At 45.5% G+C, this 23,909-nt stretch carries 23 protein-coding genes and 2 tRNA genes; 15 read left to right on the top strand and 10 right to left on the bottom strand.

Features of this window, described 5'->3' with window-relative positions; translation table 11 throughout:
* The first annotated feature begins 128 nt into the window (after positions 1 to 128).
* On the top strand, positions 129 to 1,577 hold the full coding sequence (locus H8792_RS07035) for a sensor domain-containing diguanylate cyclase (RefSeq protein ID WP_185978237.1): 1,449 nt from the start codon (positions 129 to 131) through the stop codon (positions 1,575 to 1,577).
* Between the two features lie 54 nt (positions 1,578 to 1,631).
* Entirely contained in the window at positions 1,632 to 2,228 is a 597-nt protein-coding gene (locus H8792_RS07030) for a DUF2238 domain-containing protein (protein WP_185978236.1), read from the top strand.
* 42 nt (positions 2,229 to 2,270) lie between these two features.
* Here H8792_RS07030 and mtnN read toward each other — a convergent pair whose 3' ends face one another.
* From mtnN to H8792_RS07015, 3 genes are read right to left on the bottom strand one after another with little or no spacing between them, the layout of a single operon-like run.
* The gene (gene mtnN, locus H8792_RS07025) at positions 2,271 to 2,975 is read right to left on the bottom strand and encodes a 5'-methylthioadenosine/S-adenosylhomocysteine nucleosidase (protein WP_185978235.1); all 705 of its coding nucleotides are present in this window, start codon (positions 2,973 to 2,975) and stop codon (positions 2,271 to 2,273) included.
* 1 nt (position 2,976) lies between these two features.
* A complete protein-coding gene (luxS, locus tag H8792_RS07020) occupies positions 2,977 to 3,498 on the bottom strand; it encodes an S-ribosylhomocysteine lyase (RefSeq protein WP_185978234.1) in 522 nt (173 codons plus the stop codon).
* A 35-nt stretch (positions 3,499 to 3,533) separates the two neighbouring features.
* Positions 3,534 to 3,986 carry a hypothetical protein gene (locus tag H8792_RS07015; protein ID WP_185978233.1) on the bottom strand — a complete coding sequence of 151 codons (453 nt, stop codon included), beginning with the start codon at positions 3,984 to 3,986 and terminating at the stop codon, positions 3,534 to 3,536.
* Positions 3,987 to 4,290: 304 nt separating this feature from the next.
* Between H8792_RS07015 and H8792_RS07010 the strand changes: the two genes are divergently transcribed.
* The 3 genes from H8792_RS07010 to H8792_RS07000 all read left to right on the top strand — a co-directional run bounded on the left by H8792_RS07010 (position 4,291) and on the right by H8792_RS07000 (position 8,771).
* Positions 4,291 to 5,154, top strand: coding sequence for a DUF2799 domain-containing protein (locus H8792_RS07010; RefSeq protein ID WP_185978232.1), 864 nt, complete (start codon positions 4,291 to 4,293; stop codon positions 5,152 to 5,154).
* A gap of 116 nt (positions 5,155 to 5,270) precedes the next feature.
* The gene (locus H8792_RS07005) at positions 5,271 to 6,317 is read left to right on the top strand and encodes an NADP(H)-dependent aldo-keto reductase (protein WP_185978231.1); all 1,047 of its coding nucleotides are present in this window, start codon (positions 5,271 to 5,273) and stop codon (positions 6,315 to 6,317) included.
* Between the two features lie 399 nt (positions 6,318 to 6,716).
* Positions 6,717 to 8,771, top strand: coding sequence for an endonuclease/exonuclease/phosphatase family protein (locus H8792_RS07000; protein WP_228766996.1), 2,055 nt, complete (start codon positions 6,717 to 6,719; stop codon positions 8,769 to 8,771).
* 232 nt (positions 8,772 to 9,003) lie between these two features.
* On the opposite strand, the gene H8792_RS06995 is transcribed toward H8792_RS07000, so the two are convergent.
* Positions 9,004 to 9,087, bottom strand: a tRNA-Leu gene (locus tag H8792_RS06995).
* A gap of 7 nt (positions 9,088 to 9,094) precedes the next feature.
* Positions 9,095 to 9,170: transfer RNA gene (locus H8792_RS06990), tRNA-Phe, on the bottom strand.
* A gap of 686 nt (positions 9,171 to 9,856) precedes the next feature.
* Between H8792_RS06990 and ppk1 the strand changes: the two genes are divergently transcribed.
* The 6 genes from ppk1 (at position 9,857) to H8792_RS06960 (ending at position 17,060) form a co-directional block, all read left to right on the top strand.
* Positions 9,857 to 11,968, top strand: coding sequence for a polyphosphate kinase 1 (ppk1, locus tag H8792_RS06985; RefSeq protein ID WP_228766995.1), 2,112 nt, complete (start codon positions 9,857 to 9,859; stop codon positions 11,966 to 11,968).
* Positions 11,969 to 12,442: 474 nt separating this feature from the next.
* Positions 12,443 to 13,495, top strand: coding sequence for a phosphate ABC transporter substrate-binding protein PstS (gene pstS, locus H8792_RS06980; RefSeq protein ID WP_185978230.1), 1,053 nt, complete (start codon positions 12,443 to 12,445; stop codon positions 13,493 to 13,495).
* 104 nt (positions 13,496 to 13,599) lie between these two features.
* On the top strand, positions 13,600 to 14,577 hold the full coding sequence (gene pstC, locus H8792_RS06975) for a phosphate ABC transporter permease subunit PstC (protein WP_185978229.1): 978 nt from the start codon (positions 13,600 to 13,602) through the stop codon (positions 14,575 to 14,577).
* A complete protein-coding gene (pstA, locus tag H8792_RS06970; RefSeq protein WP_185978228.1) occupies positions 14,574 to 15,467 on the top strand; it encodes a phosphate ABC transporter permease PstA in 894 nt (297 codons plus the stop codon). Before pstC ends, pstA begins: the two co-directional genes overlap by 4 nt.
* Before the next feature lie 21 nt (positions 15,468 to 15,488).
* Positions 15,489 to 16,340 carry a phosphate ABC transporter ATP-binding protein PstB gene (pstB, locus tag H8792_RS06965; protein ID WP_228766994.1) on the top strand — a complete coding sequence of 284 codons (852 nt, stop codon included), beginning with the start codon at positions 15,489 to 15,491 and terminating at the stop codon, positions 16,338 to 16,340.
* 54 nt (positions 16,341 to 16,394) lie between these two features.
* The gene (locus tag H8792_RS06960) at positions 16,395 to 17,060 is read left to right on the top strand and encodes a hypothetical protein (protein WP_185978227.1); all 666 of its coding nucleotides are present in this window, start codon (positions 16,395 to 16,397) and stop codon (positions 17,058 to 17,060) included.
* Here H8792_RS06960 and H8792_RS06955 read toward each other — a convergent pair.
* Both H8792_RS06955 and H8792_RS12705 read right to left on the bottom strand, forming a co-directional pair.
* On the bottom strand, positions 17,050 to 17,346 hold the full coding sequence (locus H8792_RS06955) for a hypothetical protein (RefSeq protein ID WP_185978226.1): 297 nt from the start codon (positions 17,344 to 17,346) through the stop codon (positions 17,050 to 17,052). The two genes, H8792_RS06960 and H8792_RS06955, sit on opposite strands and share 11 nt — an antisense overlap.
* 84 nt (positions 17,347 to 17,430) lie before the next feature.
* Positions 17,431 to 17,553, bottom strand: coding sequence for a hypothetical protein (locus H8792_RS12705; protein ID WP_267463319.1), 123 nt, complete (start codon positions 17,551 to 17,553; stop codon positions 17,431 to 17,433).
* A 290-nt stretch (positions 17,554 to 17,843) separates the two neighbouring features.
* On the opposite strand from H8792_RS12705, the gene H8792_RS06950 reads away from it, so the two are divergent.
* The 4 genes from H8792_RS06950 to H8792_RS06935 all read left to right on the top strand — a co-directional run bounded on the left by H8792_RS06950 (position 17,844) and on the right by H8792_RS06935 (position 21,986).
* Positions 17,844 to 20,891: an intermembrane phospholipid transport protein YdbH family protein gene (locus H8792_RS06950; protein ID WP_185978225.1), complete on the top strand. Its 3,048-nt coding sequence runs from the start codon at positions 17,844 to 17,846 to the stop codon at positions 20,889 to 20,891.
* Positions 20,892 to 21,020: 129 nt separating this feature from the next.
* A complete protein-coding gene (locus tag H8792_RS06945) occupies positions 21,021 to 21,233 on the top strand; it encodes a YnbE family lipoprotein (protein ID WP_185978224.1) in 213 nt (70 codons plus the stop codon).
* A 12-nt stretch (positions 21,234 to 21,245) separates the two neighbouring features.
* Positions 21,246 to 21,596, top strand: a complete 351-nt coding sequence (locus H8792_RS06940; protein WP_185978223.1) for a YdbL family protein — start codon at positions 21,246 to 21,248, stop codon at positions 21,594 to 21,596.
* Between the two features lie 93 nt (positions 21,597 to 21,689).
* On the top strand, positions 21,690 to 21,986 hold the full coding sequence (locus H8792_RS06935; RefSeq protein ID WP_185978222.1) for a hypothetical protein: 297 nt from the start codon (positions 21,690 to 21,692) through the stop codon (positions 21,984 to 21,986).
* Position 21,987: 1 nt separating this feature from the next.
* Here the strand turns inward: H8792_RS06935 and H8792_RS06930 are convergent, their stop codons facing one another.
* From H8792_RS06930 to H8792_RS06920, 3 genes are all read right to left on the bottom strand, one after another.
* Entirely contained in the window at positions 21,988 to 22,485 is a 498-nt protein-coding gene (locus H8792_RS06930; RefSeq protein WP_185978221.1) for a hypothetical protein, read from the bottom strand.
* A gap of 69 nt (positions 22,486 to 22,554) precedes the next feature.
* Positions 22,555 to 22,887, bottom strand: a complete 333-nt coding sequence (locus H8792_RS06925) for a hypothetical protein (RefSeq protein WP_185978220.1) — start codon at positions 22,885 to 22,887, stop codon at positions 22,555 to 22,557.
* 18 nt (positions 22,888 to 22,905) lie between these two features.
* Complete coding sequence (locus H8792_RS06920) at positions 22,906 to 23,595, bottom strand: SH3 domain-containing protein (protein WP_185978219.1); 690 nt, start codon at positions 23,593 to 23,595, stop codon at positions 22,906 to 22,908.
* Positions 23,596 to 23,909 lie beyond the last annotated feature (314 nt).

Genomic DNA, 23,909 nt, shown 5'->3' with positions numbered 1-23,909 from the left:
TCGCTTGAGAAACGACAGGATAAACGGAAAAAATCCTTATAGAACATTGTGTGGCATTATAACGGTATTTTAAAAGTATTTTCGGTGAGACGCTTCGAGGGCGATTATCGAGCGTTGAGTAATAGAAGATGAACGATCTCAAATCAGATAAACAATCACAGCAAGAAATGGTTTCGACCGACCTGAAAGAGCGTCGCAAAAGCGAAACAACGATAGACGCCAAGCGCTTTATGTCGCTGTTGGGAGAACGTTTTTCGCATAGTGAAGACTTGCCGAAAGATCTGGATTCTCAGGTGTCCGGGCAGATCGAGCGTCACGCTCAAGAACTGTTTCAATTGGCATTTTTCGACAGCTTGACTCAACTGCCGAATCGCCTGTTTTTTGATCGGACACTGGAGCGTCTGGTCACGCAGAATCAAAACTCGCCCTTTGTTTTACTGTTTTTGGATCTGAACGGTTTCAAACCGATTAATGACACCTATGGGCATTTATGCGGTGACAATTTATTGGCAGAAGTCGGTAAGCGTTTAGCATCTGCCGTGCGTGATGAAGATATTGTCAGTCGTTATGGCGGTGACGAGTTTGTGGTTCTTCTGACCGGTTTGTCCGATCGCGAGGTGATTGAACGAGTCTGTCAGCGTATTCTGAAAAGTGTTTCTCGCGACTTTATCTATCAAAACCGCAGTTTGCGGGTGTCGACCTCCATCGGTATCGCACGTTTTCCGCATAATGGCCGCTCTGCTCAGGATCTGATCGAGCAATCGGACAAGGCGCTCTATTTCTGTAAAGGCAAACGCAAAGGCTATTGTTTTGTCGAAGAGTTGATGCCGGAAAAGGCGGAGGAGTGTTGTAAGCCGCAATCCTCCTGTCTGGCAGAAGGCATGAAGCAGCGCCGTTTGAAGTTGCTGTTTAGTCCCCAGGTGGGAGCGGCATCGCAAAATGTTTTAAGCTTGCGTGCCGACCTGAGTTGTCCAGATGAAGCTTATGAAGGCAGTTACTTTAAAACCTGGAAAGACTGCTCGCAGGACGATCCGGTGGCGCCTTCGCTGATGTTGTGGTGGTGGGAAAGCGTACTGGCCTGGATGGAAAACCGTCCGCAAGACGATTTACCGACAATCAGTTTCCCGGTGATTGATGCGTTGCTGAATGATCCGTTATGCGATGCGATGACCAAGGCGTGGCAGGCAAGCAAAGTGCCTGCCGGTACAATTCGGCTGGCCGTTTCCGCTAAGAGTAAATTACTTGCCTCTGAAAAGGCGATAGGTATTCTAAAACGCTGGCGGGAGCAGGGCTTTGAATTGGAATTGGACGATGTCGGAGAAAGCGGCATTGACTTAAATCTGCTCAGTCAGCTATCTTTCAAGGTTTTACAACTGGATGCTGAGTGGGCAAGAAACGCCGTTGATCAGCCACAGGGACAGACAATTTTGTCTGCCATGGCACAATTTGCCGCTTTGACCGGGGCGGTTTTAGCGGTTGATCAGGTCGATAGCGAACAGGAAAAACAACTTTATCTGCAAGCCGGTATCCAACAGTTACAAGGCCATTTGTGGCAAAATCTCTGTAATTGTGAATAGAAAAGTCTCTATTCCGTGATCCTAAAATTAGAGGTACCTCGGGAGGAAGCCGGTATGAAATGGCTGTGGATTGGTATTTTTGGCGGTGTCCTGCTGTGGTCAGGCTATCATCCGAAAGACGATCTAACCTGGTTTTTGGAAGTTTTTCCGGCGCTGGTTGCATTCGTGATACTGGCATCAACCTATCGTCGTTTCCCTCTGACGCCTTTGCTCTATGGGCTGATTCTTATTCATTGCATTATTCTGATGGTTGGCGGTCATTACACCTACGCCGAAGTGCCGCTGTTTACCGATCTGCAACATTGGGTGGATGGTGAGCGCAATAATTTCGACAAGCTCGGGCATTTTGCACAAGGTTTTGTTCCGGCTCTGGTCGCCAGAGAGTTATTTATCCGGTTGCAGATCGTCAAGGACGGTTGGCGCAATATTATTATTGTCGGTTTCTGTCTCGGCATCAGTGCCTTTTACGAACTGATCGAATGGTGGGTGGCGTTGTTGTCCGACGAAGCGGCCGACGCCTTCCTGGGAACTCAAGGGTATGTATGGGATACGCAGTCCGATATGGGCTTTGCGTTGTTCGGCGCGATTTGCGCGTTACTGTTTTTGGCTTCCTGGCATGATAAGCAGCTGCAGGCAGTGCAAAGCCGTTAATGCACCTTAATTTCTTTAAAGCGCATTAACGTTATCCGGAAATCAGGCATTGCCGTTGAGATATTTCAGCATGCCCAGAATGACTTTGGCCGAATGGGTCGCTGCCTGTTGCAGGTACTGCTCGAAAGTCACCGCATTTTCCTTACCGGCAATATCCGATAGAGAGCGGATAATCACAAACGGTTTATCGAAGGTGTAACACACCTGGGCGACCGCTGCCGCTTCCATTTCGCAGGCGATCATTTCCGGGAATTTTTCACGGGTCAGATCGACATCGTCAGGATGATGCATAAAACGGTCGCCGGTGGCGATCAAACCATGCATATGCACCACTTCCGCCAGATCTTCAATGCTGTGCTGGGCCGCTTTGACCAGTTTTGCGTCCGGCAGGAAACAGCTCGGCATACCCGGTACCTGCCCCAGTTCATAACCGAAAGGCGTGACGTCGACGTCGTGGTGGCATACCGAGCTGCTGATGACGATGTCGCCGACATTCAGATCAACGTGAAAACCGCCGGCCGATCCGGTATTGATGACGTAGTCCGGCTGAAAGCTCTGCAACAGTACCGTGGTGCTGATGGCGGCATTGACCTTGCCGATGCCGGAACGTAAAAGCACGATTTCACTGCCGTCGATGCGGCCGCTGTAATATTCGTAACCGGCGATGGTCGTAGTGGTTAGATCGTCCAGACGGCTTCTCAATAGAGAAACCTCTTCCTCCATCGCTCCGATAATCGCTATTTTCACCTTAGACCTCGTTGCCTAGTTCACGCAATTTTTCCGGGCTCATCGCCAGCTCGGTGTTTTTATTGACGCCGATGCCGTGTTCGATAATGCCGCGAGCGATCTCCTGAGCTTCGTCCAGAGAGTGCATGGTGTAGGTACCGCACTGGTAGACGTTCAATTCAGGAATGTCTTCCATGCGTTCTACCGCCAAAACGTCATGCATCGCCGCCAGCCAGGCTTCGGCAACCTGCTCTTCGCTTGGAGCGCCCAACAGGCTCATATAGAAACCGGTGCGGCAGCCCATCGGTGAAATGTCGATGATTTCCACGTCTTTGCAGTTCAAGTGGTCGCGCATAAAACCGGCAAACAAGTGCTCAAGGGTATGAATACCTTTTTCGCCCATAATCGATTCATTCGGTTTATTGAAACGCAGATCGTAAACGGTAATGGTGTCGCCGGACGGTGATGTCATGGTTTTGGCGACACGCACCGCAGGTGCATTCATAATGGTATGGTCTACGGTAAAGCTGTCTAGTAGAGGCATGTTGATTCCTTCATCGTGTTTACATTCAGAACGGCTTAATTGTCAGCGCTCTGTTCAAGTTCTTTTTTCAGCATCCACCCGTTATCGGTTTTGATAAACAGGTAGTCGCGATCAAATTCGAGACGATCGCCGGATTGAAACTCCGGCAGTGTCATTTTCAAAAGTCCGACAGACATGGACTGAGTCAGTTTTTCCAAACCGCTGAGAGATTCGTCGTGCATAATCGCTTTGGCATATTCATCCAGAGAGCGTTGTGCTATGGCATGGATTTTCAATTCGGCCACATAGTGGGTATCGTTCTGCTTATAGCCGTTGATTTTTTCGACTTCTTCAACGGTAAAGAGTCCGGCGTAATCGCGGTTGAATTTTTGTTCGGCCATCTCCTTGACGCTTGGATCGGTCGGTTGGGTAATGCCGAAACAGCCGCTGAGCACAAGCAATATAGACAAAAGAAAGGCTGGACGAAACCAGTGAGGTTTAATGTTCATAGAGAGTTCCACTTGCGATTTTGGCAGCGATGAAAATGCAATACTGCGGTATTGTATGAGCCTGATTTATTCGGGATTGTTTCAAGGAAAACAGCATCTCTGTTTTGTCCCGACTTCTTCTGTCGACGAAGCAAAAATCGACTGATAATTCAAAGCGCTAAGCATAGCATAATCGGTAAATTTTGATAAGTTCCGCTGCGGATTTTTATAAGAGAGTCGATCAATGCAACTTCTGCAAAATCGCTTTAAGTGATAGAGTGATTATGAGGAATCAGGGCAACGCGTGGTTGGAGAAAAAATAGGTATGAGAATTCCGGCAATGGCACTTTTGCTTGGTGCGTCGATTTTATCGGGATGCGCAACCCTAAGTGAAGAGGAGTGTCGGGTAGCGAACTGGTATGAAGTCGGTTACAGCGATGCCGCCAACGGTTATTCATCGCAGAGAATTGCCGATCACCGGGAAGCTTGCGCTCCCGTTGGCGTTCGGGTTGATTTTAATGCGTATTTGAGCGGCTATCAGCAAGGCTTGCAAAGTTACTGCATCAGACAGACCGGCTTTAAATTAGGCAAAAACGGTTCCGCTTTTCCTTCCCAGTGCGGCGGGATCAATACTGAGGAAGTTGAGTTCGGTTACGCGAGAGGAAGTGAGATTTATGCTTTGCTGGATTATCGACAAAACCTGCTTGATCTCCGTAGAGAGAAGCTTGAGCAGCTGAAAGCACTGGATAAACAGATCGCCCAACATAGAAAACGCCTGAAAGAGGGTCAGAATCAATCTCCAAACACTTCCTCGCAGGAAAAACAGTTGAAAGAGATGCGTGCAAAGCTTAAGTCGGCGGATAAAAGAATTGCCGAAATCCGTAAGAAGCTGGCCAGCAGCGAAGATCGCTACCAGACTCAGCTGTATCAGGAATTAAGAGGGCTTGAGAAGCAGAGAGAGTTCCTGAGTAACGAGATTCAAACCAAGGAAAAGGCGCTTTTCGAAGCAAGGCAGCGATCGGCGAAAAACTATTCCGATCAGTCTAAAAATCAGCAATATCGGGAGCTCAGAGCACTCGAGAAATTGAGAGATAATCTGGACGGTGAGATTTATTCGTTGGATAGGGAAATTGACGATTTAAGTCGCCGCGCTCAATTTATGGAAGCCGGTTTTCTCCATTTGCGTTAGGGCGTCAAAACCGGTCAATGCCAAGAGCCGGAAAAGGCTTCTGGCATGTTATTTGACTGCATCCCCTTTTCGACAGGACAGAGGGAAATGCAGAAACTTTCAAAAGGAGCTCAAAAATGCATTATTCAACACTTGGACATACGGATATTCAAGTCAGTCGAATCTGTCTCGGTACCATGACTTGGGGGGAGCAGAATACGCTGCAAGAGGCTTTTGCCCAAATGGATTATGCATTGGATCAGGGGGTGAACTTCTGGGATACCGCCGAGCTCTACTCGGTCCCGCCGAAAGCGGAAACCTATGGTTCGACCGAAACCATTATCGGTCAGTGGTTTGCCAAACACGGTCGTCGTGATGAAGTTGTACTGGCCTCGAAAATCGCCGGACCGGGCGAGTTTGTCACTCATATCCGCGGCGGCAATACCCGCTTTACCAAAAATGTCATCGAACAAGCGTTGAACGCCTCTTTGAAGCGTTTGCAGACCGATTATCTCGATTTGTATCAACTGCATTGGCCTGAACGGGAAACCAATTTTTTCGGTAAGCTGGGATTTCAGCAGCCAAACGAAATGGCGGATGATTTGACACCGTTTGCGGAAACGCTAGAAGCCCTGTCGGATCAGGTCAAAGCCGGAAAAATTCGTGCTATCGGTTTATCGAATGAAACGGCATGGGGAACGATGAATTTTCTGCATCTTGCTAAAAGCATGGGATTGGAGAAAATCGTGTCGGTACAGAATCCTTATAACCTGCTCAATCGCAGTTATGAAGTCGGATTGGCGGAAGTTGCCCATCAGGAGAATGTCGGCCTCCTCGCTTATTCCCCCCTGGCTTTCGGCGTTCTCGCTGGAAAGTACCTGAATAATCAGAGACCGGAAAATGCGCGAATTACCCTTTTCCCGCGTTTTGATCGCTATTTCAATCCGCAAGCCGATGCCGCTACTCAAGCTTATGTGGATTTGGCGCAGCAGCACGGTTTATCGCCGGTACAGATGGCATTGAGTTATGTAAATTTACGTCCGTTCCTGACTGCGAACATCATCGGCGCAACAACGATGCAGCAGTTGCAGGAGAATATCGATTCGATTCACCTGCATCTCAGTGAGGAGGTGCTTGCCGGAATTGAACAGATACATCAACGCTATACTTATCCTTCCCCGTAAGTCGGGAAAATCGGTCTAAAGAGAAAGTTCATACTGACCTGGAAAAATAATAGTTGAGTGATTACTTACTGACGAGTTATCTGGACCGTAGCTGCTTCGTTTTCTCTTTGGTTTGTCCTGTTTTGCTTACGGAGTATTTTTTAGATCGGTCAATATGGCCGTCTCTTCTGCTTTCAAGTTACGGCATCTTTTTCACTTAAATGTCATCTTGCGGCCATTTATTTACTAGGTAGCGCTTTTTAGATTTCCTAAAATCAGCTGTTTACCCGTCGTTTCAGGCATTTTTTTGTGTTCAAGCTTACGGCGGTTCTTAAATAATCTTTCATTCTCCTGTCATCTGATATTCATTCTCGGTTCATAAGATTTTTCCATTTATTTCATAGTTAAAGGAAAGATCAGATGAAACTTCTACACACTGCGCTGCTATCGTTAATGATGGCTCCTGCGGTTTATGCAAGCCCATATTTTTTGGAAGATTTTGAAGGTGCGGCGACTTCAAAAAATTTCGCCGATACGCAATTTACAAGTATCAGCATCACTAGCAATAAAGACTGGAGCGTCAGTGCCTACAGTGGTGATACTTACGGTTATGCGAACGGTTATGGCGGCGATGTTGCCAGTATCGACTGGATGGTTTCCGATTCAGTTGATTTAAGTTCAGCAACCGAACCGCAATTGACATTTGAGACGGCAAAAAATTATGACGGCGGAGCCTTTCAGGCTTTTGTCTCGACCGATTATGCAGGTGATCCGCAAACGGCAACCTGGAGCGAAGTTACTCCCAGCCAGCTTTCTCAAGGGAGCTACAGTTGGGTTAAATCGGAAGACATCGATCTTTCTGGTTTTGTAGGAAGTTCGATTGTTATCGGTTTCAAGTACACCAGTACCGGAACGGGGTCAGGTGATGCGGCAGCGTGGGAAGTGGATGATGTTACTGTGCAAGAAAAAGAGCGCAATCTGACGCTATCGATTACCGCTCCTGAAACATCATTTGTTAACGAACAATTGATGTTATCACCGGTTCTTCAAAATGTTGTGGGTGATATTCATTACACCATTTCCATTGATTCCGGCACAACGGAAACATGGGCGCCGGATAATGGATTAACCCTGACGCAAACGGGTAAGCACCAAGTAACGATTTTCGCGACCGATAGCATATCGACAGCCTATACCTCATTCGAAATTTACGGAATCGATTCAACGACTCAACCGGTTCTGGATAAAGCGGACGATTCGGTTCGTATTGCAACCTATAACATCAATTTAATCGGTGATGATGCGAATTCTGCCGACTTGCCGGGACTGCTTGACGGCGGTCAATATGAAAAGGCGCAAAAACTGGCGGAAGTGATTCAAAGAGTTCGTCCTGACATTATTCTGTTAAATGAGTTTGATTATGATGAATCGCACACTTCACTGCAGCGTTTCAAAGAACAGTATCTTGCGATCGCTCAAGCCAACGATGTTGAGATGATCGACTATCCGTACAGCTATACTGCGCCGGTAAATACCGGTGTGCCATCCGGCATGGATTTCAACAATAACGGTTCTTCTAGCGATTACGACGATGCTTATGGTTATGGTGCTTATCCTGGTCAGTACGGCATGGTTGTGCTTTCGATGTACCCGATTAACACCGAAGAACTTCGAACTTTCCAAATGTTCCTGTGGAAAGATATGCCGGACGCCATGCTTCCTGTCAATGAAGACGGCTCAAGCTGGTATTCGGATGAAGAGTTGGAAATTTTCCGTCTTTCATCGAAAAGCCACTGGGATGTGCCAGTTGAAATCGATGGGAAAACGCTTCATCTGCTAGCGTCTCACCCGACGCCACCGGTATATGACGGTACTGAAGATCGTAACGGAACGCGAAACCATGATGAAATTCGCTTCTGGTCCGATTACATCAGTTCGGACAGTGCTTCTTATATTTATGACGATAATGGCCGTACGGGCGGTTTGGCTTCCGGAGATCGCTTTGTCGTTCTAGGTGATCAAAATGCGTCTGCGGTTGAAGGGGATGCGACTGATAACCCAATCAGTCTATTGCTCGACAACGAGCTTGTTCAGGATCCGTATCCAGTCAGTTTTGGTGGTGTAGAAAACACTCCGGAAAGCGCTTACTCTCTAAGCCATACCGCAAGCTGGGCCATGCGAGCGGATTACGTATTGCCTTCGGCAGCGGGAATGGAATTGGTTCAGTCTGCGGTTTTCTGGCCTACTTCGGATAATTCGCTGTCGGACCTGACAGCCGGTGATTACCCATCAGACCACAGAATGGTTTATGTAGACGTTAAAACTACGGCAGATACGGAGTCCGATACGACGACTTCGGCAAGCAGTGGCGGATGTACATTGTCAAAAACCAACAGTGCATTCGATCCAACATTGATTATCTTGTTGTTGCTGTCTCTCGCTTACGTGGCTAGAAAGACGTCGGTTAAAAACTAGACGATTCTAAATGCAGACTTTAAAGGCCGGTTTTCAAACCGGCCTTTTTGTTTTTGGGGACAAAATGACGGCCTTTGACACGGCAATGTATCTGTTTGAGTTTAGCGCAATTGAAGAATGGAGGCAGTCGGAATCATCGATGTGTTTTAAGCGGTTTTCTGGGGCTCAATTTAGCCGGCCCGGAAAGTAAAAAACCCCGATAAACAAGATTGTTTACCGGGGTTTCAGAATATGGTGCGAGCGGAGAGACTCGAACTCTCACACCAAAGGCACCAGAACCTAAATCTGGCGTGTCTACCAATTCCACCACGCTCGCAAATAAGTGGTGGTCCGACCTGGAATCGAACCAGGGACACAGGGATTTTCAATCCCTTGCTCTACCGACTGAGCTATCGGACCATCAGGAATGGAGCGTATTTTAGTGACGAGACATGCGGCTGTCAAATCTTTTTTTTAAAAAAGTGTAATTTTTTAAATGTGGCTGATTTAGGGCGGCCTTTTTGCCGTTTTTCATGCTTTGGCAAGGGATTATTGCTCCCGTTCATACAGTTAATGGTTAGCAAAATTTTAGAAGGGCCGCATAACTTAATATTTATGTAATCTGATATTAATAATTCTCTGTTGGAATATTCGAGACTCTGACTGCATGCAGGAGCCAGAGTCTTTCGGGCATACAAACTTTATGTATCGCAATGGTTGCTGGTCTTTAGCTTATTGGTGAAGAGGTTATACAAACCATTGGTCGTAAGCTAACCAAGATTGCACCGTATCGGAAGATGCGGTGCAGATTTCATTTTCCTTGAGATCGCTCCAGTAGTCACATTCGGATCAGTGTGTTTTTGTCGATGCCAACTTTGACTGGCTTTTAACGGGAGCCGATTTTTTGCCTGGTTTATTCGCAGGCAGTCGTGATTACGTCTTCTATTGCTTTTCCGGTGCTGGTAATCACACTTTAATTTGGCGTTAATTTCGGTTCTATGCGCTAGGGCCGACAGCTGCGTTCAGGGCTGATATCTCTAAAGGCAATATTTTGTAAAGAGCTTGTTGCTTATCTGCAGGCCAGATGGATCTATAAGGATTGAATAATGATGGAACATTCTCCACAAACACAATATATCAACCAAGAGTCGAGTCTATTGGAATTTAATAGACGAGTGCTTGAGCAAGCGAAAAAAGAAGAGGTGCCTCTTCTTGAACGCCTGAAATTCCTTTGTATCTCCAGCAGTAATATGGACGAATTTTTCGAGGTAAGACTTGCCAGTTTGTATGAGCAGTTATTAGATCCGACGGCGAGAACCAAGCCGGATGAGATGCAGCCTAAGTTCGCGATCGATATGCTTTTGGAAAAGGCGCAAGGGTTGGTTGCAGAACAGTATCACACCTTGAATGAAGTGCTGATTCCCGAATTGGAGAAAGAAAACATTCGTTTCGTACGCCGTGCAAACTGGACTGCGGTACAAAAACAATGGTTGAAAGAATATTTCACAAAGTCTCTTCAGCCGGTGCTCACGCCTCGCGGAATCGATCCGTCGCATCCCTTCCCGCGTATTATGAACAAGAGTCTGCATTTTATAGTCTCTTTGGAAGGCAAAGATGCGTTCGGACGTTCAAATGCGCTGGCTGTCGTTCAGGTTCCTCGATCTCTACCGCGTGTTATCAAGCTGCCGAAAGAGGCAACGGATGGTGAAAATGATTTTGTGTTTTTGTCGTCGATCCTGCATGAATTCGTTTCCAGTTTATTCCCTGGAATGGAAGTGACAGGGTGTCATCAATTCCGTGTAACTCGCAATACCAACCTGTTTGTGGATGAAGAAGAGGTTGACGATATTATGACGGCGTTACAGGGAGAGTTGAGTGGCAGACACTATGGCGGGGCGATTCGTCTTGAAGTTTCCGATCAATGTCCTCAGCTGATGTACCAATACCTACTGGAGCAGTTTAATCTGGACGAAAATCAGGTGTTCCGTGTGAATGGGCCGGTTAACTTACACCGTTTAAATGCGATTCCTGATTTGATTGATGCACCGCATTTGTGTTTTGAACCTTATTCTCAAAGACAGCTTAAAACCGTCGATATGCATTCGACGTCGCCTTTTAAAGTCTTTACCAAAAAGAAAGCTGCGCTGACCTTGTTCGATCAGATCGCCAAAAAGGACATTCTGTTACATCATCCATACGAATCTTTCGGGCCTGTTATCGATTTCTTGCAGCAAGCCGCTGATGATCCGAATGTGTTAGTGATTAGGATGACGTTATACCGAACCGGCGAAAAGTCGGCAATTATCGATGCTTTGAAGAGAGCTGCACAAAATGGTAAAGAAGTCACGGCGGTAGTTGAACTGCGAGCTCGCTTCGATGAAGACAATAATATTATCCAGGCAAACCGTTTGCAGGATGCCGGAGTGAATGTGGTTTATGGTGTGGTTGGCTATAAGACTCATGCGAAGATGATTCTGGTTGTCCGCCGTGAATCGGGCGATCAGTTGCGCCATTATGTTCATATGGGAACCGGAAACTATCACCATATCACCACGCGTTTTTATACGGATTTCGGTTTAATGACCGCTAACCAGACCATAGGTCGAGATGTCGCCAAGATCTTCCAGCAGTTGACCAGTCTGGGTGATACCAAAAACCTGGAATTGGTTCTGCAATCTCCGTTCAGCTTGCGTTCCGGGATGCTAGATCGCATCGCCCGCGAAGCGGAGAATGCCCGTCAAGGGAAGCCTGCTCGAATCATCGCTAAGATGAACGGTTTGCAAGAAAAAGGCGTGATCGATGCACTTTATGAGGCATCGCAAGCGGGTGTGCAGATCGATTTGATTGTTCGTGGTATTTGCAGTTTGCGCCCAGGCGTGGAAGGGATGTCGGAAAATATCCGTGTCACAAGTATTATCGGTCGTTTCCTGGAACATCACCGTGTTTATTATTTTCTGAATGATGGCGACAAGCCGGAATTATTCTGTTCAAGTGCGGACTGGATGAGCCGAAACTTGTTGTCACGCGTCGAAACCTGTTTCCCGATTCTAGACGAAGAGTATTTCCAGAAAATCTACAAAGAAGGCTTGGAAATCTATTTGCAAGATAATCAGGGGGCGTGGCTTCTGCAAGAAGACGGCAGCTATGTGCAGAAAGCGTGTCAGCCGGATGAAGACGCTTTTTCTGCCCAGCAATGGCTGATTGAGCAATATTCATAAGTTTCAACTAAACATTAGCTGAGTCAGCGTGATTCATAGTGATCGTTCAATGACAATCTCTATGAATCACATGAATTCGCTACGATTGATTCTTCAGGCGGTTAACCGTTTTTGAGTCGATTCTTTTCTTTGCTTGGGCGTGGTCTGAATCAGTGAATTCGAACTTTTCATTACTCACCGAAAGACGGGGGTATCTGATTGAATGCATCAACACCGACGTTTGTCGGGTTTGAACTTATACAGAACTGCCTCCATGCCGCCAATTGATTATCTTTCTCAGTAACAAAAGCTTCACAAACACAGCGATCAACTGCTTTATCCTTTCACCATGTCGAAGCTTCCACTGTTGTTTAGTTGAAAATTTTTGATTTTTAGACGATCACAACAAAAGCTTAAAAGCCATGTATTAATTTTAATCGAATGCGACTTTTACGTATTTGGTGAGGATTTTTTGTCAAATTTTAGGAGTTTTCAATGAAATTCAATTTTAAGCATCTTTTAGCTGTTGGTGCAATGGTTGGTGTAATGGCTTCTTCTGCTGTTAAGGCGGATGAGCTAAAATTAATCGGTTCTGGCGCAAGTTTCCCTGCTCCTCTTTACATGAAGTGGTTTAAGGACTACAGCAAGGCAACTGATGGTGTGCGTGTTGACTATCAATCAAAAGGTTCTGGTGCCGGTATCCGTGATTTCATCAACGGCACAGTTGATTTCGCAGCAAGTGATGCCGCAATGAAAGACAGCGAAATCGCGCAAGTTGAGCGTGGTGTTGTACTAATTCCTATGACTGCTGGTGAAGTGGTTCTTTCTTACAATCTACCAGGTGTTAAAACGCTAAAACTTCCTCGCGATGTTTACCCAGAGATTTTCACTGGTAAGGTAAAAATGTGGAACGATCCTAAGATCGTAGCCGCTAACCCAGGTGTTAAACTTCCTAACAAAGAGATCACTGTTGTTGTTCGTTCTGACTCAAGTGGTACTTCTTATGTATTCTCTCAACATTTGACTGCAATTAATGCTGACTTTAAAGAAATGGTTGGTACGGCTAAGTCTCCAAACTGGCCAAAAGATGCAAAAATCGTTAAAGCACCTAAAAATGATGGTGTAACTGCAACGATCAAACAAACTGTTGGTGCAATCGGTTATATCGAATACGGTTTCGCTAAACTGACTAAGTCTCCAACTGCAGAGCTTCAAAACCAAGCTGGTAATTATGTTGAAGCGGGTGATAAAACCGGTGCGGCTGCTCTAGCAACGACTCCTTTCCCTGAAGGTAACCTACCTAACAGCGATGTTCCTGATCTACGTGGTTGGGCGACGGATCCTAGTGGTGCTGACGCTTACCCAATCGCTTCTTTCACTTGGTTGCTAGTGTATAAAGAACAAGATGACGCGAAAGCAAAAGCGATTCGCGATCTAATCGAATACATGCTAACAACCGGTCAGAAATCTTCAGACTCTATGGGTTATATCCCACTACCAGAAGCGGTTGTTGAAAAAAACCGCGCTGTTCTTAAATTCGTTAACTAATTAAACAGACTTTTCGGTTTGATTATGAAGGTGCAGGTCTCTTCCATCAGGGGCTTGCACCTTTCGCATTTAGTCTTTTCAAAATTTAGTTAATAGGTTGTTTTATGATTTTTGATCCTTTTAAAGCGAGTGCTAGCGATAAAACGCTGTCCATGCCGCCATCGCAAGCAGATTTTTTAAGAGACTCTGCATTTCGATATTTAGCGTATTTTGGTGCCTTGTCGATTGTTTTATTAGTTGCCTATATCGTTTTTGAACTGGGTGTTCAAGCGTTACCGGCAATTCAAACGCACGGTTTTGGTTTTATTACCGGAACGACCTGGAATGCAAGTGAAGAAGAATTCGGTGTTTTACCTGAAATTTGGGGAACGCTGTACAGTTCTTTGATTGCATTGATTATCGGCGGAACCTTTGGGGTTGGTATCGCGATCTTTTTAACCCAAGGTTTTGTCCATGCCAAAATGGAAGTCACCTTTAGAACTATTATTGAACTTTTGGCCGCAATCCCTTCGGTTGTTTACGGTTTATGGGGGATTTATGTATTGATCCCCATGTTGGTTCCCGTTGCGCAATGGCTGCATGAAACTCTGGGTTGGTTCCCATTATTTAGCACGGAATTGGGCGGGCCGGGTCTGGCACCTGCAGCTCTGGTTTTGGCCATCATGGTACTACCGACTGTTGCAGCAATTTCGACTGATGCCTTCCGTCGCATTCCGTACAAGGTTAAAGAAGCGGCTTACGGTATGGGCGCAACCAAGTGGGAAGTTATCCTGAAAGTGATGTTGCCTACAGCATCATCCGGTATCTTGGCCGGTTTAGTTCTTGGTTTTGGTCGTGCTTTAGGTGAGACAATGGCGCTGGCGATGTTAATTGGTAATGTTAATAACATCAGTCTGTCCCTGTTCGATCCGGCCAATACACTTGCATCTCTGTTGGCATCGACTTTCCCGGAAGCGGGTCAAATTGAAATTCAAGCACTGATGTATGCGGCTTTGGTACTTCTTGCAATTACGTTAGTTGTTAACTTGCTTGGTCTTGCGGTACAGCAATATACCATGCGTAAGTTTGAGGGTAAAAAATGAGCGAAGTGAATGAACAAATGATGCCGCCAAAGGTGGTTCTACCCAAGCTTGAAAAAAACCTTTATGAAGCGCGTGCGATTAAAAGTTTTCTGTTAACCGCAATGGTTTGGGGCTTGGTCATTTTGGCAAGTATTCCGCTTTTCTCGGTGATCTACATGCTGATCGTTGAGGGTGGAGCTCGACTGGACTGGGAAGCGATTACCGCATTGCCTCCAGCCGGTTTTGAAACCGGCGGTGGTTTCGGTAATGCGATTGTCGGTACGCTTGTCATGGTCGGGATTGCTTCGGCGATCAGTATTCCAGTTGGTGTTCTGGCCGCTGTCTACCTATCGATTCTTGAACCGCAAAGTAAATTAGCGACAACCTCTCGTTTTCTGGCAAAAGTGTTGACTGGTTTCCCTTCGATTCTTGCTGGTGTTTTCGTTTATGCGATTCTGGTAATCACAACTAAAACCTACTCGGCCTGGGCTGGTGGTGTGGCGCTTGCCGTTTTAATGCTGCCAACCGTTACCCTTGCTGCAGAAGAGGCAATGCGACAAGTTCCACAGAGAATGAGAGATGCCGCTTTCGGTATGGGTTGTACCCGTACACAAGTCATCTTCAAGGTAATTTTACCGACAGGGATGCCGGGCATTTTGACCGGGGTTATTCTTGCCGTTGCCGGTGCAGCAGGGGAATCTGCTCCGTTGCTATTTACCGCTCTGTTCAGTAACTACTACATGGCTGAACTGGCCGAACCGACTGCGTCACTCTCTATCCTGATCTATAACTTCTCAGGTATGCCATTTGAAAACCAAATTGAATTGGCTTGGGCGGCATCTTTAGCGTTAGTTGTAATGGTTCTTTTCTTTAATATACTGGCGCGTATCGTCGGCAGATCCAAATTTTAAGAGTATTTTGAGGTTTAAGTTATGAGTTTGATTGATGATAAAGTGATGGATACCCTGACACACCAAGGTGATTTTATTGCGACGCCTTATGAGCCTAAAGGCCCGGTTGTAATCGACTGTGATGTGAAAAATATCTATTATGGTGATTTTAGAGCGGTTAGAGATTCTAGAATTCCAATTGAAAAAAACAAGGTAACCGGTTTTATCGGACCGTCTGGTTGTGGTAAAAGTACGGTGCTAAGAAGTATGAACCGTATGAACGACTTGGTTGAGTCTTTCCGTTTTGACGGTAAGGTGCAATATCACGATCATGATATCTATGATAAAAAAGTCGATCCGGTCATTGTTAGACGCTATATCGGTATGGTATTCCAGCTGCCTAACCCTTTCTCAATGAGCATCTACGACAACGTTGCATTTGGTCTTCGACTAAACAACTACAAAGGTGACGAAGAAGAGATGGTGGTTAAAGCGCTTAAACGTGCTGCGATCTGGAATGATGTAAAAGACAAATTGAAAAACAGCGGTTTGTCTCTATCAGGTGGTCAGCAGCAGCGTCTGTGTATCGCACGCGCTATTGCCACCGAACCGGATGTTCTGCTAATGGATGAACCTGCTTCGGCACTTGATCCGATTGCAACCCGTCAGATTGAAGAGTTGATGGTAGAACTGAAAGAAGACTATACCGTTGCACTGGTAACGCACAACATGCAGCAGGCAACACGTGTTGCTGATGTAACAGCGTTCATGGGTGTCGACATTTCCAAAGGTGGTCGTACCGGTTACCTGGTTGAAATGAATGAAACCCGAAAGGTATTTGAAGATCCTGAGCAAGAGTTAACCAAAGAATACGTCCGAGGCGAATTCAGTTAATTTTATGTAGATTTTCTTTACATTAGTCGCTAAATTCGGTTTGATAGCTAACATATGAATTATCTTAATATTGACGCCATCAGATCGAGCTTAGTCGACGTTCAACGTAATTTTCAGCATATCAATTCTCAGTTATCTGTACATAGATCCCCCTTGTCAGACGAAGCCATCGAAAACTTTCTTGCCGGTTACGCAAAAATTGATGCCTATTTGGTTGACGATTTTAATCTGTTTGAGGTCGGTAATTCCCATGCCTTGTTAGAACTCGACAATATTGTGCTTTTTCATAGTGCGCAAACTAGCGCGAACGAGCAAAATAATCAGTTCAAAGCGACTCAACAGCATTTCTATGAAGCAAAAGACGGCGGTATTGGCGGCTTAATGGAATGGCTTGAGTTGAATGACGATACAAGTGTATGGAAAAAAGCCGCAGGGGTTTTTTGTTACATGGTTGCTCAACCGCAGCTTTTTTTAGAAGGGAATCACCGGGTTGCGACTCTGGTGTCAAGCTACCTTCTTGTCCGAGAAGGTTTCGCTCCTCTGGTTGTGACGGTTGAGAACGCGAAAGCGTTTTTCGAAATTTCGGAACAGATGAAAGAGAAGCACAAAAATAGTATCTTTGACGAGTTCTTCTCTCTTCCCAGACTCACGAGTAATTTTGCCCAGATGCTAAAAGACACGCAGTCAGATAAATATTTATTAAAACCGGCTACTGTATAAGATCGGTTGTTTTATTCTTTAATTCACCTCTATTCGATTCAATGATTTTTTGAAATTTTTCCGGATCGTATTTCAGTGTATTAACATATTCCATTACCAGAGAAGACCACTGATGGCCGCCGTAGACAGAAAATTTTTCCAAAGATACGATAAGCAGTTTCGCTGCCGCTCTGATTTCCTTTTTTTCGGCATCGCCATACCATTTAACTAATTCATCAAATAAAGCTTCGGCTTTTTCTAATGGCGTAAATTCAGCAATGTAGTCATTCGAGTTTTTTTCAAACATTTAATTTTTCCACAAATTCATACAATAAATTCACCACTTATTAACAGTGGAGGAAGGAGGATCAGTTGCCATATTCATCTGTTGTTAAGCTTCTAGATAACGCTGAATATAGTGATAACTTATCTGTAGTTGATTGAAGAATAACAATACCAGATTCAACTCTTTTTGCACATAGTGCCGGACAATAACCCGCTGATAGAAATTCACTCCCGCCTCCTTTTGTAAAAGCGTATAAAGGTGATTCATGCCTGGCTTTGTTCATTGCATTTCAGAACGGATATATGGAGCTTGTCTATAGCGATATGCAGGTTTTATTCATTGAGAGCAAAAGTGTAAGCTGATAATGGATGTTATTGATGAGTTTACATGGCTGTTTTGAGGTGTTTTGATAGTACTTGCTTCAAGTTAAAGAACGGAATCATAACTTTGTTTATTATGTATTGAACAAAGTGCATTGAACCGGCTGAACTAAGGTGTATTTGGTCTGAGAGTCTTTTATGCGTGTCCGTCGTCTCGCTGTCATCTTCGTATTGCTATTACTGTCGATTATCGTTGCGGCAGGGGGTTTTTCTGCTCTGTTAATCGGTAGCCAGATAGATCGGCAGATAAAAGAGCGGAATATCGAGTTGATCGACTGGCGCCTGGCCGAGCTGGATAATCAGACCCTGGGAATAGAAAAGCTCGAGTTTCGTTATCAAGACCGTTATTTGATCAAGTTACTTGGTTTGAAGGTCAGCAGCGAGGCGGGTTTTGTTAACGCCGTTACAGAGTCTCAAAGTAAAGATCTTCTCTCTAAGCGACAAAGCATCGACAAACTGAGTATCGAGCAACTTCAGATTCGTGTTATCAATGGTGAAGTCGCAGCGTCTGCGAGTGAAAGTACGTTTCATTTCTCTCGTTTGGTGGATTCCTTAAAACAACAGCTGGCAGCTTTATCGCAAAGTCCCATTCTTGCCTTGGTACCGAGCGAAATTGAAATTAAGCACGCAAGTTTCATAACGGCTTGTCCTGCCGGGGAATGTGAATTGCAAGCGACCTTGCAGCTAAAGGCCGCAACCACGCAGGATCAATTACGGCTTCAGCTTTCTTTGGATGGAAAGGATTCGGCCATACCGACTGTGGAACTGCAAAGTCAGTCGCAACTGCGGGTGCCGTTTCATTCTGGATCACCCCCATTCGAGTTCTCGATCAATAGCCGACTTAAATCGGCTCAGACGGTGCAAAACGATGGTTTAGCTATCTCTGTGGTTCTTACAGGCCGTAGTTTGGAAGAACAAGGCAAAAATTTTCTGCAGATCAGCAGCAAAGTGCATGGCCAACTGCCGCGGATGCAAACCGCGAAAGATTCCCGCCGAGAGTTAACCGATGAATGGTTCGGGTTGTTAAAACTCTATAACCGTTGGAGTCCCAAGCCGTTAGTGGAAGAAGAGTTGGTTGCGCAGCTATCTCCTTTTTTTCCGATTGATTGGTATGCAGAAGAAGTAAAAGATGTCGGGGGAGATTTTGAACTGATTGGGAAAGGGAAGTTGGATCTGGACCGATTTGTCGCCACTGACACAGATTCAGATCTGTTGCGGCAGGTGGATTTGTCCTCCGATGTATCGCTCAAAATAAACCGGCCGATTTCTCTTTCTGGCGTTGCTTCGGTGCATGGAAATATACAGGGCAGTTTCACGCTTAAAAATGGAAAAATCAAACACTACGCCGTCAAAACGGACGGCATTGCCGAGCAGTTGAAGAAACCCGACTGGCTTTCCGCCCAAGGCTGGAAGTTCAATGCTCTGCAGTTCACATTGCAAAGTGCGCAGCAAGACCCGGACGATTCGCTTCGGCAATTGCCGTTTCAACTGAGTGTCGTCAGCCTGCTGGAAGAATCGGGTGCAGTGTCACCGCAGAATGAAAAACTCAGCCTGCAAAGCAATGGCGTTATTTTGTTTAATGAGTCGCCAACTGTGGAACTTGGCGAAGCGAAGCTTAATTTACAAAATGCACATTTAAATTTAACGCCACAACAGCGTTTGATTGATTTCAAATCGGACATTCGATTGAGCGGGCGATTAAATTCCAAAGCCGCGGCGATTAAGGTGCACCAAGCCAATCTCTCCGGGCAACTTAAAAAAGGCAAGCAGTCGTTAAAAATCCGGAAATTGCAGCTTGAAGCGTTTCAAGTGGCAATTGACGATATCCAACAGGCATTGAAGGTGCTGGATATTCACGGGGAAAAGCTAAGATTTGATGCTGATTTTCGTAATCCGGAAGTTGCATTGGAGGGGGTGAATCTTACGCTTCGGAAAATCCGTCTGCAGGCACCACAGCAGGAAACGAAACCGTTTAAGCAGTTTACTGCACAGTATCAGGGGCTGGTTAAAAACATCAAGCACAGTCAATTGCATCCGCAATCCTGGAGCGCTAAGGGCAAAATCACGGCTCAAGTTGCAACTTCTCTGGATTCTTTGAAAAGCGCGCGCTTAAATGGTCAGCTTGCGAATGCGGCCGGTATTCAAGTGGAGCATGTCGTCGACTATCAGCCGCGAACTTTGCAAGCAACTTGGAAGTTGGCCGACCAGTACTTTTTAGTCGGCAATCCTTTTAGCGAGACGTTTGTCAGCTGGCCAGAATTGTTGAGTGCGTCTGCGGGGAAACTGTCGGCAAAAGGCCGGTTTCAGCTTGCGTTGAGAGGCATGTCTTCAAGCACTGACTTCCGTAAATACCTGCAAAACTTTCTAAGTGCCCAGAGCGATATTACGCTTAGCGGTATCGATGGCATTTATAACGAGACCGAGTTTAAAAAGCTGAATCTGGACAGCCGTTTGCATCTGACCAAAGGCCGTGTGCAAACAAGGATCGAAAAATTGGATGTCGAAGAGGCCAATCACGGCCTGATTGTCGGACCGATCGAGGTTGTAGCGGAAATGCGAACGCCACTTTTTGACTGGCAGGCAACCGAAGTCGATTTGCAAAAAGCCGAAGTACAGGTTTTTGATGGAAAGGCGCGTTTGGCTCCAAGAGTGCTACAGCTCAATCAACCGGTTTCGGCAGAACTCCTGCTGGACAATATCAATTTACAAGCGTTGCTCCAGCAGTATCCGTCCAGTGAAATCCAAGGCACAGGATTACTGCAGGGCAGGTTGCCGTTTTCGCTTGATCTGTCAAACAGGTCGAATAAAAAGCCGGTCTTTTTCATTGCTGACGGGCGTCTGTATGCCTCGGATCCGGGGGGCGTTTTGCAATACCAGGCCGACTCTTCGGCATTAAAACAGACGCATAAAAGCATGGAGCTGGCATTAAATCTTTTGGAGGATTTTCACTACAAAGTGCTCGATTCGCGAATTTCACTGGATGAAAACCAAAAACTCCATCTTAAGCTTCGTCTGCAAGGCAATAACCCGAAAGTGGAAAGAGGCAGGCAGGTCAATTTCAATATTCAGATCGAGGAAGATCTGCCGGCTTTGATTACCAGTATGCAGATCAGCAGTCAGATCAGTAACACCATCCAAAAACGTATTCAGGAGAAATTACAAAACCGGTTAAACAGTAATCAGTAGCGGATAAAGTAGCCGAACCTTAGTCTTGCGGATATTTTTTATATCCATGCAAATTATCAATTCTGCTACACTTTTTTTAACGGTAAAAATTTGTCGAATCTATCGACAAAATCAAAGGGAGCGCAGTTTATGTTCGTTATCAGCAAGTTGCCAGGACTTTTGCAAATACTGGCGGTTGGTTTGAGTTTCGGCGTTATGACTGCCTGTACTCCAGCGGTCCAGGTAGAATTACCCAAAGAACCAATTAACATTAACCTGAATGTTAAAATTCAGCATGAAATTCTGATCAAGATCGATAAAGAGCTTGACGATATGTTCAGTAAATCCAGTGGTCTGTTTTAAGGAGAGAGTTTAATGAAAAAATTTAAATTGTTATCTGTATTGATTGCGAGTTTACTGCTGGCGATGAGCCAGAATGCGTTTGCTATGAGTTTGTCGGAAGCCATGTCAAAACTCGGACAGACCAAGCAAGAGGGTCTGGTTGGCGAACAGCCGGATGGTTACTTAGGCGTAGTCAAAAATAAGAATGATGCGAAAAATATCGTTTCCTTAATCAATAAGGCTCGCAAAGAGCAGTATCAGAAAATGGCTAAAGAACATAAGCTGAAACTGTCGGATGTCGAAGCTTTGGCAGGAAAGAAAGCGATTCAGAAAACTTCGTCCGGCCACTATATTAAAGTCGATGGAAAGTGGGTGAAAAAGTAGCCTTACTTTGCATTAGCTCACTCAAACTCTCTCGGATAACAACAGCCGGCTGAGTGCATGCCATTGCACAAAATCATTCGCAGGGTGGAGAGAATGAGATTAGTGATCTTTTTACTCCTTTTGTTGAGTAGCTCTCGGGCTTTGTCCGCTCTCCCTCCGTGGATTCAAGCAGGCAAAGATAGGGATAATCTTGATGAATATATTGCAGATCATGGTAGGCTTGGCGAGCGGGTCAAGGGAATCGATTACGAAGACTTCATTATTTACTTGGATAACGGTTGCCGTTTGATTTTCGAACGTGAACGACCGTTTCACCCTCCTGGATGGGTTGGTCCTGCTGCGCCGCTGGTGATGGATAGAGAGGAGTGCGGCGGTAAGGTTCCTGGTTAGGTTATAATCCTTGTTTCAGATCGTTCAGTTCTTTAATGCTGCCTTTTGCTTTCTTGCGACATTTGACAAGCTCGTCTCTTAGATCGTTGTCACCGTAAAGGGTGTCGTCATTGGCCCAGTCATATAGTTCGCTGTAGTTGTCATACATATTGTCGGAATTACTGCCGTCGCATGCTTCGTGTAGGTCATAGTAGAGATCGCTCGCTTTTTTATAATATTTTCGCGCTTTTTCAACTTTTTTTAGGGCTCTGTTCGTTTCATTTACAATTTCATTCAGTTGAGAGATTGCCTGTTTAATGCTCTCTGCATTACCTCGATTGTAGTGAATCTCATACTTGCACGACTCTTGATATATATCGATAGCATCGTTGTAGTAATCGCCTAGTTTGTTTTCGTAAAAAACGGCGTCGTCAAGGTTGGATTGCGAGCAACTGACTGCTTGAACCGTTGTGCTAAGAGCCATACAGATTAAAAGTGCGAGTCCTGTCGAAATTCTCATTGGATGTCCCTGGTATATCTTTTTGTGTGTGCAAAGCAGTGATCAAATACGTTACTTGAGTTGGTTGAATCAGTTGAGCAGAGATAAAAGCCCGGTTCTTAAGTTGCGAAAGGTGGAACGGGTCGTTTCGCTCTCAAAAGCGATTTGACCGAATTCATTTTCGGCATCTTCAAGATCCCGGAGCAGGCCGATAATGTAGGTCTGGGTATCGCTTTCGTACTGACGGCGTTTCATTCTTTTCTTAACCGCCAGATAGAGACCGTCGTCAATTTCTCGCTTGATGTCGTCGCTGGGAGCTTGTTCGGCGCGCTGGTATTCGTCATGGACAATCGCATTGACCTTGCTGGAAAAAGGGTTTTCCGGCAGTAAATAATCGGATAATTCTCGGATTTTATAACTCATCATTTTTCTCCTGAAAACTTAGTCACCACTGACAATCATATCGATCAGCCATCTTTGACCGTCAAAAATAAAACGCATTCTGGTTCCGGCAAGAGGGTAAAGGTAGCGGTTAGATATCCATCCGTCCTGACCGTTTTGCGGCATTTCAACCGGCAGCCAGGCATGGTCGCCCTGTTCGGATAAGTTTTGCATCGAAGTTTTATCGAACTGTCGTGATCTGACGACTTCGTAACTCAATCGTCCGATAATTGCATGGTTTGTGCCTGGCCCGCTTCGTACTCGAACATGCTGACCGGTTACCACATATACCTCAAATGGATTTAACGGAGAATCGTTTTCCAGTGCGGTGATATAAGGAGCATAAAATGGGGCTTTATTCCTGAACTCTTCTGTCTCTCCAAAAACGCCGCCCAAGCGAATAGCTCTCTCCAGGTCCGCCCAATAGGTTTCTGCTTTTAGCATTTGCCGTAAATCGTCATGTCCCGAATGGCCACCATGACTCAGATAAATATCCCTCGTCGTCATACGGATTACGCTTTCCGTATCCCGTGCGGTGACGGAATTTAACAGCTGATTGCGAAAATCCTGCAGATCGGCATAGCGAAAGCTTTGATCTACCGGTGGGACGCTTATCCGCTCGTAAGCCAAGGCGGGTAGAGCCAGGGGCCAAGCAAGCAAGAGAGCGATGATCTGGATTCGATAAAGCATTGTAATACGGTGGTGAGTTATGAACTAGCTAACGAGTATTTCCAGTGTACAACGTCTTGTCGATTTAGGGGAATAGAATGCGCCGATAGCTTGGAATGAAGAGGGTTTATCGATTTCGGACCAATCGATCTGAAAACCGAAAGGTTTTATGGGATTTTATCAAACTGTGCGAAAGGAAGGTTTTTTCGGGGAAGTCAATGACTTATTGCTTACAGGAATTGCCTGATCCTGGTTTGTCAAAAAATCAAAATGTTTGCGGAAAATTACCGGTTTTCATGCGAAAAAAATAAATAATTCAAAAAAATCCTTACAAG

This window comes from Thiomicrorhabdus heinhorstiae, assembly GCF_013391765.2.
In the GTDB taxonomy this organism is placed as follows: Bacteria; Pseudomonadota; Gammaproteobacteria; order Thiomicrospirales; family Thiomicrospiraceae; genus Thiomicrorhabdus; species Thiomicrorhabdus heinhorstiae.
Note: the sequence above shows the minus strand (reverse complement) of the source record. Positions and strands in the feature narration are given on the sequence as shown.